A 14,475-nucleotide genomic window follows, 5' to 3' on the forward strand; every position below is an offset into this window, starting at 1 on the left:
AGTTGCCGGTAGCCTCAGCTAAGCAACTGCAAATATATGAAAATTAAGTTAGAAACAAGCAGAACGACCGTATATTTTATAATTTTTTCAACACTGGAGCACCATTTTCCCAAGAAATAGGTACCCACAAGTATCTGCTGTCACTCAAATGTTTTGGATTCCACATGTCTGCCATGAACACATAGTCGGCACCATGGAACATCTTCTTCTGTGCTGCAGTTTCCACCTTATATATATAGGTACCCTGTGCACCGAAGGTCTTGTCAGCACCCTCGCCACGGCAAAGATTAGGCAACTGCTCCCAAGGACCATAAATATTCTTTGCCTTGAACATGCGGGCTGCATTAGGTGCCCAACCAGTACATCCGCTGGTAATCATCCAGTAGATGCCATCTTGCTTGAAGATGGTAGGAGCCTCGTTCTGTCCACCTGCTGCCACACGAACATAGCTGCCGTTGTGCTGCATGTAGTCATCCGTCAACTGTGCGATTTGGAGCGTTAAGTTATCCTCGGAAGAATAGATATGATAAGCCTTGCCATCATCATCGATGAAGATGGTCATATCTCTTGACATCTGTCCTCCTGCAAAGTCTCTCATCCAGAACATACCGCGCTCTATCTGCTTGCGCCATTCTGGAGTCCACCAGCTCTTCAGTTCAGGGAAGAGAAGCTGATGCTTGAGATCAGTGGTATCTGGCTTGGCGAATCCTACAGGGTAGATGCCCGGATTCACTCTTCCTGAGCGAACGAACTTGAAAGGTCCGAAAGGAGTATCGCTGGTAGCCACGCCATAGCGGGCAGCACCATATCCTCTGCCTTTCAATTCGAGATGGAACCACATGACGAACTTCTTGGTCTTCTGGTTATAGAGAACCTTTGGGCGTTCGATGATGCAACCACCCTCAATATCGCTACCAGGTTCATCAGATACTGGGAGCACCAATCCATGGTTGGTCCATTTCTTGAGATCCTTCGAAGTAAAGCAGCTTACGCCGAGAGAGCTGTAAGGCTTGCCATCCTCCGAGCGGCTTTCGCCATACCAATAATAGGTACCTTTGTAGTTGAAGATGTTGCCACCATGAGCATTGATATGCTTGCCGGTATTGTCCTTCCATACACCTCCGTCCATCGGAGCCTGTGCCAGGGTCGGAAGACAAGACATCATCCACAACACAATAAATGTGAATAGTTTATTCATTTTGCTGACGTTATTATTAAGTTAGTGAATACGCTAATTGTTTATTTCGGTTGCAAAATTAAAGAAAAAGTCTCTCTTAGGGGGCTAATATTCGGTATAAAAGGGATACAAATCAGGAAATTCCATTATTAGTCGTGGAAATCCATTGTTTTTTCACACATTTCCACGACTAACAACTCATTTCCCATCACTATTCTGCGCGAAATGACTTTTTTACCCCATTTCGCGCAAAATAGCGATTCATTATTTTGCGCGAAACGATATTTTTAGTATCTTTGCAGCCGAGATAATCTTGTTTTCGTGTAAATTTCACAAAACAATAATCTTGTTTTCGTGTAAAAAAGTCGGCAAAAATAGTGTTTCAGGTACTCTGTACACCTTATTATATATATAGCCACTCATACAAACAAAGAATAGAATATCATATAAAACTTTTTCAATGTGCAGGAAAAGAAAATGACAAAAAAGTTTGGTATTTTCAAAAAAATGCATTACCTTTGCCATCATAAAATAAACAACGAAACGACATAAAAATTATGATGACAATCGAAGAATACAGAGCAGCCATCTTGCAGGCTTTGCTCGATGCTAAGAACGAGGACGGCACTCCAGCCATTACTCCAAGGGAAGCACAGGAAGCACTCAACGGATTTACCGACGACGAGTTGCAAGACGGAATCCTATGGAATTCGCCCGAAGACGTGGCATCAATTATCCTTGAGGGATAAATCACGGAAGTTATATTCAGCTACCAACAATAAGAATAGGAGCAAAGACCCTTTTTGCGGGGTCTTTGCTCCTATTCCCATTTATACTTCCTGTTCTTTCTTCCCTTTAAAGACTGTTTTCAACAGCTCCGCAAGACTTCATTTCTGTTGCAAAAGCAATAAAAAACTAAAGAATGCGACAAAAAACAAAAGAATGTGCAATTTTTCTTTCGCAATTCAATTATTATTTGTAAATTTGCAGCCGCATAAACGGAAAGGGAACTTGCAAATCCCTCTTCAATCAGTTTAAAAAGATAATTTTACCGGTAAAAAAGATATATTAAATAATGAAGATAGAAAACGAAATCATCAGCTCGGTCATCGCTGCGGTGAAGGAGCTTTATGGTCAGGACGTACCTGAGAAGATGGTAGCCCTGCAGAAGACCAAGAGTAATTTCGAAGGTAACCTTACCCTCGTCGTATTCCCATTCCTCAAAATGTCGAAGAAAAAGCCTGAGGATACCGCACAGGAAATCGGCGAATACCTGAAGAAAAACTGCGCTAATGTCATCGCAGACTTCAACGTGGTAAAGGGTTTCCTCAACCTTTCTATCGCTCCTGCCGCTTGGGTAGGACTCTTGAACACCATCAACGCTGATCCTAAGTTTGGTGAGAAGCCTGTTACTGAGAATAGCCCACTCGTCATGATTGAGTACTCTTCTCCTAACACCAACAAGCCTCTCCACCTCGGTCACGTACGCAACAACCTGCTCGGTTGGTCTCTAGCTCAGATTATGGAGGCTAACGGCAACAAGGTAATCAAGACAAACATCGTGAACGACCGTGGTATCCACATCTGTAAGTCAATGCTCGCCTGGCTCAAGTGGGGCAATGGCGAAACTCCTGAGACTTCCGGCAAGAAGGGCGACCACCTCATCGGCGACTACTATGTAGCCTTCGACAAGCACTATCGTGAGGAAATCGCAGAACTCAAGGCTCAGTATATGAAGGATGGCATGGACGAGGAAGCTGCCACAGAGAAAGCTAAGGTAGAGGCTCCGCTGATCAAGGAGGCTCACGAGATGCTCGTAAAGTGGGAGAACAACGACCCTGAGGTTCGTGCACTCTGGCAGAAGATGAACAACTGGGTTTACGCTGGCTTCGATGAGACTTACAAGATGATGGGTGTAAGTTTCGACAAGATATATTATGAGTCAAATACTTACCTCGAAGGTAAGAAGAAGGTAGAAGAAGGATTAGAGAAGGGTCTCTTCTTCCGCAAGGATGATAACTCAGTTTGGGCTGACCTCACCAACGAGGGTCTCGACCAGAAACTCCTGCTCCGTTCAGACGGCACTTCTGTCTATATGACTCAGGACATCGGTACTGCCGACCTCCGTTTCAAGGACTTCCCTATCGACAAGATGATCTATGTAGTAGGTAATGAGCAGAACTACCACTTCCAGGTACTCTCTATCCTGCTCGACCGTCTCGGTTTCAAGTGGGGTAAGGACTTGGTTCACTTCTCTTACGGTATGGTAGAGTTGCCTAACGGTAAGATGAAGAGCCGCGAGGGAACCGTAGTAGATGCTGATGACCTGATGGCAGAGATGATCAAGGACGCTCGCCAGACAAGCGATGAGCTCGGCAAGTTCAAGGACATGAGCGAGGAAGAGCGCCAGGAGATTTCACGCATCGTGGGTCTCGGAGCGTTGAAGTACTTCATCCTCAAGGTAGATGCCCGCAAGAACATGCTCTTCAACCCAGAAGAGAGTATCGACTTCAATGGTAATACAGGTCCTTTCATCCAGTATACCTATGCTCGTATCCGCAGCATCATGCGCAAGGCTGCAGCCGAGGGCATCGAGATTCCTGCTGAGTTGGGCGCAGATGCTCCTATCAACGAGAAGGAGATTGACCTCATCCAGAAGATGAACGACTTTGCAGCAGCCGTAGCCGATGCAGGCAACAACTACAACCCTGGTGGTATCGCTAACTACTGCTACGAGTTGACCAAGGAGTTCAACCAGTTCTATCACGACTACAGCATCCTGAATGCTGAGAGCGAGGCAGAGAAGATTACTCGTCTGGTTCTTGCAGCCAACGTGGCAAAGATCCTGAAGAACGGTATGTCTCTGCTCGGCATCGAGGTTCCAGAAAGAATGTAATATATACATAAGATATAATAACCTACAATTTAAAAATAAAAAAAATATTGACTATTTGACATAATGAGCATGGCCCTGGAGCTCGACTCCAAGGTGCATGCTCATTTCAGTTTTAGCCAATCCTTTTTGTTTTCCAACCCCAAAAAGAAAAAAGATGAATAAAATGCCCGTAAATCCTCCTTCATGGAGAAACGATACCGTTTTGCCTCTGCCCAACGAGGTAAGAGCCAACGCCTGGGCTGTGGATGCCGCCTGTTCCGGCAATCCCGGTCCGATGGAATACCAATGCATCGACCTTCAGACCGGTGCCCAGGTTTTCCATTATGGTCCTATCCACGGCACCAACAACATCGGCGAGTTTCTCGCCATCGTCCACGCCCTCGCCCTGATGCAGCAGAAGGGCATTACCGACAAGATAATTTATAGCGACAGCGTGAATGCCCAGCTCTGGGTAAGCAAGAAACAATGCAAGACCAAACTGGAGCGCACTCCCCAGACCGAACAGCTCTATCAGGTCATCGCCCGAGCCGAGAACTGGCTCCGTACCCACCCCATCAACATACCTATTATAAAATGGGAAACGAAGAAATGGGGCGAGATTCCAGCCGATTTCGGAAGAAAGGGATAAAAAGGACATTTTTATGTGCCTTTCCCGAAATAATGCCCGCAAAAGCTTGCAATTTCAGATATTTTGTTTAATTTTGCAGCTATTCGTATTAAACATACATAATCGTAAGAATGGAAATAGAAAAAGAAACAATATTATTAATGTCGAAAGGAGACAAGAAAGCATACGAAACGATGTTCCGCAGGTTCTATCCTAAGGTACATCGTTTTGTAGCCATGCTCTTGAAAAACGAAGATGATGCTGATGACGTCAGCCAGCTCATCTTCTTAAAGGTATGGAACAAACGCGAGAAGTTTGCCGATATCCAGAACTTCGATTCCTACCTTTTTATTTTGGCAAAATATACTGTCATCAACTATATTTCCTCCAAGCACATCATCCCAATAGATATTGACAGTCTGCCAGACAGATATGCCAACGAATCTTCGCCACATGACGATGTGGTGGCAAAGGATACCCAGCTGCTCATCGACATGGTGGTAGAAAGCATGCCGCAACAACGCCAGATGATTTATCGCATGAGCCGCGAACAGCATCTCAAGAACGAAGAGATAGCCCAGCGCCTGGGTATTCAGAAGAAAACGGTAGAAAATCATCTTAACCTAGCTCTTAAAGAAATTAAAAAAGCCTTATATTTGATGATTTTGTTACCTTGGCATTGGGTGTAACACCATTGAAACATGTCTTAAAAATAAATGAAGTTTTTATTATGGCAACAAAGATAAGGGATATCATAGATTATTATAGCGGGCACAATGTGCCGGATGAAATAAAAGAAAGGGTATTAGATAGGATTTCCAATACACAAGACGATAAAGAGGCGAACGAAGCATTTAGAGAATTATGGGACAAGGCTGATTCAGCCTATATGGAAGAAGAAGAAATTTCTGCTGCATACAACCGCCTCTTCGAAACAGAAGAAACAAGAGAAATAGAAAAGAAAAAATCGCTTCGAATCTTCAACTTTGCCAAACTGGCTGCCGTCTTCGTACCGCTGCTGATGCTGATTGTATTCGGCAAGCTCTACGTCCAGATGAACAACCAACTCAAGGATATAAAACTGGCAACCATGCTCCAGGAACATACCATCAACGAAGAGAGCAAAGTCATCGCCTTGGCAGACGGAACGAAAGTAAGACTCAGCCAGAGTTCCGTACTTCTCTATCCTTCCTCTTTCAAGGGAGCAGAAGAACGCAAGGTTTTCCTGTCGGGAGAGGCATTCTTCGACATCAGACATGATGATGCCCAGCCGTTCCACGTCAGCACTCCTCATTTCGAGATTACCGACTTGGGCACCTCTTTCACGGTTTCATCTTATTCAAATACAGACGAAGTATCTGCCACGCTCAAAACCGGAAAGATAGAACTCCGCATCATTGGCCAGGAAGACAAGGTTTACAGCATGAAGCCTAACGACCAGTTAGTATATAATGTAAAGACCAAGGCAGTAAATCTCCGCAAGGTTTCGGCCGAAGAAGATGGTACAAGCTGGTGCAACAAGGAGATTGACCTGAACGATGTAACGTTGGCAGAAGCTGGTAAGATTCTGGGTAATGCATACGGAGTGAAATTCACCTTCCGTTCAAAGATTCACCAAAAGACGAAGGTTACAGTTCATTTCAACCGTGGCGAAACCCTCTCGGGAGCCATGTTTGTCTTGAAGAACCTGGTTCCTGGTCTGGAATATGAAGTGAAGAAAGATGAAGTAATCATCAGGTAGGCATATATTATAATAGGTAAACTAAAGGCGCATTATGTAAAAATGATGCGCCTTTTTTCATAAAAGAGTATCTCTGCACGGGATATGAAAACAGAAATAATAACATAAACTGGAAATATCATGATAAAGAATTTGATTTTTGATTTTGGAAAAGTACTCGTAGATTACGAATACTTTGAAACGCTTGACCAGATATTCAAGACCCACGAACAGGCTGAAGAATTCTATCATCTCCTGATAGACGGCAAATGGAATGAGAATATGGATCGCGGAGATTCTTTCGAAGAAACCTTCTGCAAGATGCAGCAGATCATGCCGCAATATAAGGAAGAAATAGCAACCGTAGCCCAGCGCTTTAACGATTTTGTAAGGGGCGAAAAAGAAGGTATGCGCACCTTGCTGACCCAGTTGAAGGCAGAAGACTACCACCTTTACGGACTTTCCAACTGGTGCACCAAGGTTCACGAAACGATGGCCCAATATCCCATTTTCCAACTTCTGGAAGGACAGGTGATTTCTTCAGAAGAGAAAATCATCAAACCCGATAGGGCTATTTATGAAAGAATCTGCCAGAAATACAATCTGAAACCGGAAGAATGCCTTTTTGCTGACGACAGAATAGAGAATGTAGAAGCCGCCCAGCGTTTCGGAATGCAGGCCATCTGCTTTGAGGATGCTGCGCAGTACGAGCGGGAATTGAGAAAAATCGTTATAAATAGTTAATAACCTTCCCAAAAGTTTCCATATATAGATTCTTTTGCTTATATTTGCACATGTTTTAAATATAAGACAGATAATGAAAGAAAGATTTAAAGTTCTGTTTTCAAAAGACGCTGACGACTTTTTGGAAAGTCTTTCACAAAAAGCAAAGGATAAGATATTGTCAAATATCCGAAAGGCTAAATATGTCTTAAATCCTAAACTCTTTAAAAAACTGGAAGGAACTGATATATGGGAATTCCGTACAAAATATGATGGAATCCAATATCGTTTGCTTGCTTTTTGGGACACTTCAACTAATTCATTAGTCGTAGCTACCCATGGGTTTATCAAGAAGGTGCAAAAAACGCCAAAGCAACAGATAAAGCGAGCAGAAGAAATCAGAGCATTATATTTTAAAATGAAAAGAAAGTGACTATGGAAGAAATGAAATTTTATAGTGAAGAAGAAATGCTAGATAAGCATGTTGGAAAGATTGGAACTCCTCATCGTGATCAATTTGAGGATGAAATCAACACATTCTTAATTGGTGAAGCTATTAAGGAGGCTCGTAAAAACAAAAAACTTACGCAAGAACAGTTAGGCAATCTTATCGGAGTAAAGAAGGGACAGATATCTAAGATTGAGAATGGCAAGAACCTTACACTCAATACTATTTCCCGAGTACTTCATGCTATGGGATTACAGGCTCATCTAAATATTCCGACAGTAGGACAATATGCAATTTAAATCCTACATTTAAGATACTAATTCGAAAGAAGACAAGGGCAGAAACTCCCAGTTCAGGAAATCATACAGAACTGGGAGTTTCTGCCCTTGTCTTCTTTCGGCAACCATTAGTTCTGGATATGTGATGCTTTGCAAGAAAAAAGTCAATCATATATTATAGGTGAGAAAATAAAAAAGAAAAACACAGTTGTTTGCGAACACAAGATATTTTTTTCAGAAAAACTTCATTTTAACAGTTTTGTAATTGGGTGTAACTCTCTTTCCCGTTGTCTTCAAGACGTAACAAGCAAATTATTATTAACTTAAAAAGATAAAGTATGAATCTTAAAAGAATCTCTGCGTCATGCTTCTGTTTGCTCCTGGCAGGCCAGATGACCCTTTCGGCTCAGAACGTCAGCTTCAGCTCAAACAAGGTAACGCTTAAGTCAGCTTTTGAGAAGATTGAAAAGGAATCTAAGTACAAGATTGCCTACAACTCCTCACAGCTGGATGCTAACCGTTCGGTTACATTAACCAAGAAAAGTGATGATGTCTTTGGTATGTTGAACCAATTGCTCAAAGGTACCAATTTTACCTATGAGATGGAAGGCAACTACATCGTCATCAAGCCTCAGCAAAAAGCTAAATCTCAGGCTCATGGCAAGAAAATCAAGGTACGTGGTGTAGTGAAAGACGAAACTGGCGAGCCAGTTATCGGCGCTACCGTCATGGAAAAGGGTACCACCAACAATGGTGTTGTAACCGATCTTGACGGCAACTATACCATCGAGATTCCTGCCGACGGTATGTTGGCAGTATCATACATTGGCTGCAAGGACCAGGACATCAAGGTAAATGGTCGCGAAGTAATCAATGTTAACCTGGCAGATGATAATAAGGTATTGGAAGAAGTTGTGGTTGTAGGTTATGGCGTGCAGAAGAAGCGCGATGTATCTACTGCTGTGTCTTCTGTCAAGGCAGAGGCTCTTGCCAACAATCCTTCTACCGACTTCCGTCAGGCACTGGCTGGTAAGATGCCTGGTGTACAGGTAACAGTACCTAGCGGAGACCCAGAGGGTAGCGTAAGCATTCGCGTTCGTGGTGTAAGTACCGTCAACGCCGGTAGCGACCCTCTCTATGTAGTAGATGGTGTTCCTATGGAGCGTGGTTTTGCCAACCTGAACACTAACGATATTGAGTCTGTTGAAGTTTTGAAGGATGCTTCTGCAGCAGCTATCTATGGTAGCCGCGGTTCTAATGGTGTAGTTCTCGTTACAACCAAGAAGGGAACCTCTGACAAGCTCTCTGTTTCTTACGATGGTTACGTAGGTGTACAGAACGTATCAAAGAAACTCGATATGATGAACGCTTACGAATTTGCAGAATTCGTAAAGGATGCACGTAACAACGCATATCTTTCTAAAGTTCCTGGTGCATCTGCAAGTGACCCTAACAGCGTACGCCCTAAAGGTTACATGCAGATTGCAACCGATTTGTTCCCATATCTGGAGGGTGTTAAGGGCTTGACAGATACAGACTGGCAGGATGCTATCTTCCGCACAGCGATGACTACCGGACACAACATTTCACTTTCTGGTAAGTCTAACAGCGTCAACTATTTCGTATCAGGCAACTATATGAAGAAGGAAGGTACCATTATCGGTTCAGACTTCGAGAAGTTTGGTGCCCGCATGAATCTCTCAGGTCAGCACAAGCGCTTGAAGTTTGGTGTTAACTTCGCTCCTTCTTATTCTGTTTCTAATTCTGTAGATGCATCTGGTGCAGGTGGTATCGTTCAATCTGCTTTGATGATGCCTCCAACCTTCCCTGTATACAACGCAGACGGTTCATATAACTTCCAGGGTAATGGATATTGGCGAATTGGTACAGACTATGAGCACAACGAGGTGATGAACCCTGTTGCGATGGCTCGCTTGCAGTCTAATGTTACCGACCGCATGTCTATTACGGGTAAGGCTTATGCAGAATTGGAACTGATGAAGGGACTTTCCTATAAGTTGTCTTTGGGTGGTGACTATTATGGTGCTCATAATGATAAATATCGCCAGTCTGGTCTGCCTTTGAAGGGAAAAGATTACTATAATTCTCCTTCAAACCCAACAGGTTACAGCTCTTCCAGTTTCTTCTTCAATTGGTTGGTAGAAAACCAGTTGACTTACACAACAACTATCAACAAGAAGCACAATATTACAGCCATTCTTGTACAGTCTGCTCAGAAAGAAACCAAGAAGACCGACAACGTAACAGCAACCGATTACCCTAATGATTACATCCAGACCGTAAATGGCGGTACGGTAACCAAGGGTGGTTCTGACAAGACACAATGGTCTATCGCTTCTTACCTGGCTCGTGTTCAGTACAACTACGAAGGACGCTACATGCTTTCTGCAGCCATCCGTACTGACGGATCTTCACGTTTCGGTAAGAACAACCGTTGGGGTTACTTCCCATCAGCCTCAGCAGCTTGGCGTATCAGCGACGAAAAGTTCTTCAAGAACATAAAGGAGTTGTCTTTCGTTAATGATATGAAGATTCGTGCCAGCTATGGTGTAACCGGTAACTTTGAGATTGGTAACTACGACCATTTGGCAACCATGTCAACAGACAATTACATCTTAGGTACCAATGGAGGTTTGTTGCATTATGGTTATAAACCAGACAACATCAAGCGCGACGACCTGAGCTGGGAGAAGAACCAGATGATCAACGCCGGTATCGACCTTCAGATGTTTGACGGCTACATTGGATTCTCTGTAGACTATTACAATACCAACACTTCAAACATGTTGCTTTATGTACCAGTACCTCTGTTGACAGGTTACAGCACCTCACTTCAGAATCTGGGTAAGGTAAACAACCGCGGTTGGGAATTAGCTTTGACATCACAGCATACATTTACTAATGGCTTCGGCTATTCATTTAATGCCAACTATGCCAAGAACACCAATGAGGTGAAAGAGTTAGGTCCTGGAAATGCGCCTATCATTTCTTCGGGTAGTGTAGGACACGCATATTATATTACAGAGGTAGGAAAGCCTATCGGTAACTATTACCTCTTGGTACAGGACGGCATCTTTGCTACAGAAGAAGACTTAAAAAAGTATCCTCACTTCGACAATACAGAAGTAGGTGACTTCAGATTCGTTGATGTTGACGGAGACGGCAAGTTGGATTTGGATAAAGACCGTACAATCTGCGGCAACTACATGCCTAAGTTCACATACGGCTTCGGCGGTAAGCTCTGGTATGCAGGTTTCGACATGGACTTCAACTTCCAGGGTGTATATGGCAACAAGATTCTGAACTTGAACAAGCGCTACCTCGACAATATGGAGGGTAACACCAATGGTACCAAGATAGCTCTCGACCGTTGGAAGAGTCCTGAGAATCCAGGCAGCGGTTCGGTAAATAAGGCAAACCGTAAGCAGACAGGTTACAACAGCCGTACTTCTACCTGGCACTTGGAGAGCGGTTCATACCTCCGTCTCCAGAACCTGTCATTAGGTTATACTTTGCCTCGTGCACTTACTCAGAAGTTTAAGGTTGAGAAGATGAGAGTTTATGTTTCAGGACAGAACCTCTTCACTATTACCAACTACAGCGGCTACAACCCAGAGGTAAATGCCCGTCCTTCCAAGAACCTGACTCCAGGTGAGGACTATGGTACTTATCCTTTGGCAAGAACATATATGTTTGGTTTGAATCTCACATTATAAAGAATATAGTAACATGAAAAAGATATTAGTATTAGCATCATTGGCAACCCTGCTCATGACCTCTTGCGGAGACAGCTTCTTCGATTTGGAGCCAGCAAGCAGCGTAACCATTGACAAAGTATATAAGACTGCGAGCGATTATAATGTAGCAGTTATCGGCTGCTACGCAAAATTGCAGTCACAGGTGAATTTCTATACAGAATGCTGCGAGTATCGTAGTGACAATCTTTCTTTGGGCGCCCCAACAGCAGGTACCCAGGACCGTTACGATATCGACCATTTCACAGAGAAACCATCTAATGGAATCCTCAGTTCTTACTGGGCGAACTTCAACAACAACGTTTATCGTTGTAATCTCTTGCTCGACCAGATTGATGGTGCAAACTTTGCAGAAAACCTGAAGAAGCAGTACAAGGGCGAAGCGATGTTTATCAGAGCTTTGAACTATTTTAACATGTACCGCATTTGGGGTGGCGTTCCTGCTACCAAGCATGTAGTAAGTGCTGCGGAGGCTCTGAAAGTTGCGAGATATTCTGATGAGCAGATGTTCGATTTGATTGCCGGAGATTTGAAGGAGATTGTTGACAACAACTATCTTCCAGAAACTTACTCTTCTGCAGATATGGGTAGAGCTACCTCTGGTGCTGCCAAGGCTTTGCTCGGTAAGGTATATCTTACTTTCCACAAATGGACTGAGGCTAAAGACATTCTTTCTCAGTTAATCGGAAAATATCAGTTGGTAAGCCCTATCGCCCAAGTCTTCGATGTGGATAACAAGAATAATAATGAGATTATCTTCGCCGTACATTTCAACAAGGAAATAGAGGGAGAGGGACATAGTTACTGGTACAATCTCACCAACGCATCTGATGATACCAACCAGACAAGTTCTCTGCTCAACACATTCCCTACAGGTGATGCTCGCAAAGACCTCATAACATACGTACAGGTTGAGAAAAACGTTCGTTTGATGAATAAATTCTATGATACAAAGAGCCCTACCTTCAAGACTGTAGGTAATGATCAGATCCTTCTTCGCTACGCAGATGTTCTTCTGATGTATGCAGAAGCGCTCAACGAGATTCAGTATGACGCATCTGAGGGTTCACTTGCCCTGAAGTATCTCAACGCCGTAAGACAGAGAGCTGGCATTTCTAATCTGACTGTAAAACAGTTGCCTACACAGGAGAAATTCCGCAAGGGCATCTTGGTTGAACGCCAGAGAGAATTCCCTTATGAGGGGCAGCGCTGGTTCGACTTGGTAAGAATGGGATTTGCAAAGAGCGTGATGGCAGAGAATGGTGTTGAAATCAAGGATTATCAATTACTCTTCCCTATTCCTCAGCAGGAGATTGAAAAGGTAGGCGACAAGTCTATCCTCTGGCAGAACCCTGGATATGACAACAATTAATAAACGGTTAAGACATGAAAAAGATTATATATTTGCTGTCTTTAGTGACAGTTTTTATTCTCGGTTCTTGTAGCGATGATCTTCCAAAAGCAAGTTGGGACATTTGCCAGGTAGGTACTTTGAACGCTACGGCACAAAATGAGAAGGTATTGTTGGAATGGGCTCCTATGCAGGGAGCCAACCCAACAGGTTATTTGGTCAATTGGACACCGGAAGTTGCTACATACGAAGGTGGTTCTGCAGAGTTGGACGCAAAGACTACCTCATATACTATAACAGGTTTGGTTAACAAGGTTACTTATACCATCACCATCCAGGCCATCTATGGCAACCAGCGTTCTATGATTTCTACAACAAAGGCAAGACCTGTTTCTGATACAGAGCCTTTCAAGGTTTGGTCTACAGATATGCCTAACGGTGGTATGGTGAAGACTGCAAATGCAGTATTCTCTTTAGACGGAAATACATTCTACTTGCCTTCTGCAAGTGCTACGGGTGATGTTACTGCTTTTGATGCGATGACTGGTACTGTGAAATGGACCGCTTCCATCCCTAAGACTACTTATGGTGGTGGTGTAGCAGTAGGCAAAGACGGTACTTTGTATCAGGGTGCTCGCAACGCGACCTTGTATGCTATCAATAGCGATGGAACACAGAAGTGGACATACGCCACAGGAGCTGCCAACAAGAATCTGGACTGTTTCCCTGCTGTAACTGCTGACGGACAGACAGTTTATATCCTTGATGGCGACAACGTTCTCCATTCTATCAATACAGCTACTGGTGTTAAGAACTGGTCTGTTAAACTGGCTGGTACAAAGAACAAGGCTGGAGCTGTAGCTATAGACAAGACAGGCAATATTTATGTAGGTACACGTACTACTATTTATGGTTTCAAGGCCGATGGCACTCAACTTTGGAAGGTAGCCGGTAAGGTAACTGAAATCGGTTCTTTCGCTTTGGATGGCGAAACTCTTTATGCTGCCCAGATTGGTGGTGCAGGTTTGCTGGCTTTGAACACAGCAGATGGTTCTACCAAGTGGAACGTTGAAGCTGCGGGTGATATCTATGCTCCTATTGTTGACAAGAGCGGCAATATCTACTTTACAGACAAGGGTGACAAGGCTCTCTACTCTGTAGATAAGGCTGGACAGTTGAAGTGGAAGTTTACTATTGATGCAGCTCCTACTTATTGCTTCCCTGTTCTCGACGATAAGGGAACTGTTTATTTCGGTAGCGGCGCCGGTCGCATCTACGCAGTAAACAGCGCAAATGGCGAGGAACTTTGGCACATGGACTCAGAAGGTACAGATAATAACGCCAAGATTATGTCTGGTATGACTATCGGCGAGAACCAGATGCTCTATGTTTCTTATATCGGCGGTAATGTTGCTGCTATTAAGATCTTTGCCGGCCCAGAGAAATCTACATGGAGCTGCAGAGGTGGTAATATTCATGGTACAAACCAATATTAATAT

12 protein-coding genes are annotated in these 14,475 nt (G+C 43.6%); 11 read left to right on the plus strand and 1 reads right to left on the minus strand.

Annotated elements, in window-relative coordinates:
- Positions 1 to 76: 76 nt before the first annotated feature.
- Positions 77 to 1,198, minus strand: coding sequence for a glycoside hydrolase family 43 protein (locus F7D47_RS08385; RefSeq protein WP_153086211.1), 1,122 nt, complete (start codon positions 1,196 to 1,198; stop codon positions 77 to 79).
- Positions 1,199 to 1,734: 536 nt separating this feature from the next.
- Between F7D47_RS08385 and F7D47_RS08390 the strand changes: the two genes are divergently transcribed.
- From F7D47_RS08390 to F7D47_RS08440, 11 genes are all read left to right on the plus strand, one after another.
- Complete coding sequence (locus F7D47_RS08390) at positions 1,735 to 1,926, plus strand: hypothetical protein (RefSeq protein WP_118081417.1); 192 nt, start codon at positions 1,735 to 1,737, stop codon at positions 1,924 to 1,926.
- A gap of 326 nt (positions 1,927 to 2,252) precedes the next feature.
- Positions 2,253 to 4,073, plus strand: coding sequence for an arginine--tRNA ligase (gene argS / locus F7D47_RS08395; protein WP_006848023.1), 1,821 nt, complete (start codon positions 2,253 to 2,255; stop codon positions 4,071 to 4,073).
- A gap of 154 nt (positions 4,074 to 4,227) precedes the next feature.
- On the plus strand, positions 4,228 to 4,701 hold the full coding sequence (locus F7D47_RS08400) for an RNase H family protein (protein ID WP_117727337.1): 474 nt from the start codon (positions 4,228 to 4,230) through the stop codon (positions 4,699 to 4,701).
- A gap of 110 nt (positions 4,702 to 4,811) precedes the next feature.
- Positions 4,812 to 5,369: an RNA polymerase sigma-70 factor gene (locus F7D47_RS08405; RefSeq protein ID WP_118151426.1), complete on the plus strand. Its 558-nt coding sequence runs from the start codon at positions 4,812 to 4,814 to the stop codon at positions 5,367 to 5,369.
- Positions 5,370 to 5,410: 41 nt separating this feature from the next.
- The gene (locus tag F7D47_RS08410; protein WP_153086212.1) at positions 5,411 to 6,421 is read left to right on the plus strand and encodes a FecR family protein; all 1,011 of its coding nucleotides are present in this window, start codon (positions 5,411 to 5,413) and stop codon (positions 6,419 to 6,421) included.
- A gap of 120 nt (positions 6,422 to 6,541) precedes the next feature.
- Positions 6,542 to 7,144, plus strand: coding sequence for an HAD family hydrolase (locus F7D47_RS08415; RefSeq protein WP_153086213.1), 603 nt, complete (start codon positions 6,542 to 6,544; stop codon positions 7,142 to 7,144).
- A 73-nt stretch (positions 7,145 to 7,217) separates the two neighbouring features.
- The gene (locus tag F7D47_RS08420; protein ID WP_117727341.1) at positions 7,218 to 7,556 is read left to right on the plus strand and encodes a type II toxin-antitoxin system RelE/ParE family toxin; all 339 of its coding nucleotides are present in this window, start codon (positions 7,218 to 7,220) and stop codon (positions 7,554 to 7,556) included.
- A 2-nt stretch (positions 7,557 to 7,558) separates the two neighbouring features.
- Positions 7,559 to 7,870: a helix-turn-helix domain-containing protein gene (locus tag F7D47_RS08425; protein ID WP_117727342.1), complete on the plus strand. Its 312-nt coding sequence runs from the start codon at positions 7,559 to 7,561 to the stop codon at positions 7,868 to 7,870.
- Between the two features lie 317 nt (positions 7,871 to 8,187).
- Positions 8,188 to 11,586: a TonB-dependent receptor gene (locus tag F7D47_RS08430; protein ID WP_437181629.1), complete on the plus strand. Its 3,399-nt coding sequence runs from the start codon at positions 8,188 to 8,190 to the stop codon at positions 11,584 to 11,586.
- A 13-nt stretch (positions 11,587 to 11,599) separates the two neighbouring features.
- Positions 11,600 to 12,997, plus strand: coding sequence for a RagB/SusD family nutrient uptake outer membrane protein (locus F7D47_RS08435; protein ID WP_118081995.1), 1,398 nt, complete (start codon positions 11,600 to 11,602; stop codon positions 12,995 to 12,997).
- A 14-nt stretch (positions 12,998 to 13,011) separates the two neighbouring features.
- On the plus strand, positions 13,012 to 14,472 hold the full coding sequence (locus F7D47_RS08440; RefSeq protein ID WP_153086214.1) for an outer membrane protein assembly factor BamB family protein: 1,461 nt from the start codon (positions 13,012 to 13,014) through the stop codon (positions 14,470 to 14,472).
- The last annotated feature ends 3 nt before the right edge of the window (positions 14,473 to 14,475 follow it).

It is taken from the genome of Segatella copri, assembly GCF_009494835.1.
In the GTDB taxonomy this organism is placed as follows: domain Bacteria; phylum Bacteroidota; class Bacteroidia; order Bacteroidales; family Bacteroidaceae; genus Prevotella; species Prevotella copri_F.

Bases quoted from the DNA above. Each gene is read 5' to 3' on its own strand.
- F7D47_RS08385 (WP_153086211.1), bottom strand. From the start codon at position 1,198: ATGAATAAACTATTCACATTTATTGTGTTGTGGATGATGTCTTGTCTT.
- F7D47_RS08440 (WP_153086214.1), top strand. From the start codon at position 13,012: ATGAAAAAGATTATATATTTGCTGTCTTTAGTGACAGTTTTTATTCTC.
- F7D47_RS08420 (WP_117727341.1), top strand. From the start codon at position 7,218: ATGAAAGAAAGATTTAAAGTTCTGTTTTCAAAAGACGCTGACGACTTT.
- F7D47_RS08400 (WP_117727337.1), top strand. From the start codon at position 4,228: ATGAATAAAATGCCCGTAAATCCTCCTTCATGGAGAAACGATACCGTT.
- F7D47_RS08430 (WP_437181629.1), top strand. From the start codon at position 8,188: ATGAATCTTAAAAGAATCTCTGCGTCATGCTTCTGTTTGCTCCTGGCA.
- F7D47_RS08415 (WP_153086213.1), top strand. From the start codon at position 6,542: ATGATAAAGAATTTGATTTTTGATTTTGGAAAAGTACTCGTAGATTAC.
- F7D47_RS08390 (WP_118081417.1), top strand. From the start codon at position 1,735: ATGATGACAATCGAAGAATACAGAGCAGCCATCTTGCAGGCTTTGCTC.
- F7D47_RS08425 (WP_117727342.1), top strand. From the start codon at position 7,559: ATGGAAGAAATGAAATTTTATAGTGAAGAAGAAATGCTAGATAAGCAT.
- argS (WP_006848023.1), top strand. From the start codon at position 2,253: ATGAAGATAGAAAACGAAATCATCAGCTCGGTCATCGCTGCGGTGAAG.
- F7D47_RS08410 (WP_153086212.1), top strand. From the start codon at position 5,411: ATGGCAACAAAGATAAGGGATATCATAGATTATTATAGCGGGCACAAT.
- F7D47_RS08405 (WP_118151426.1), top strand. From the start codon at position 4,812: ATGGAAATAGAAAAAGAAACAATATTATTAATGTCGAAAGGAGACAAG.
- F7D47_RS08435 (WP_118081995.1), top strand. From the start codon at position 11,600: ATGAAAAAGATATTAGTATTAGCATCATTGGCAACCCTGCTCATGACC.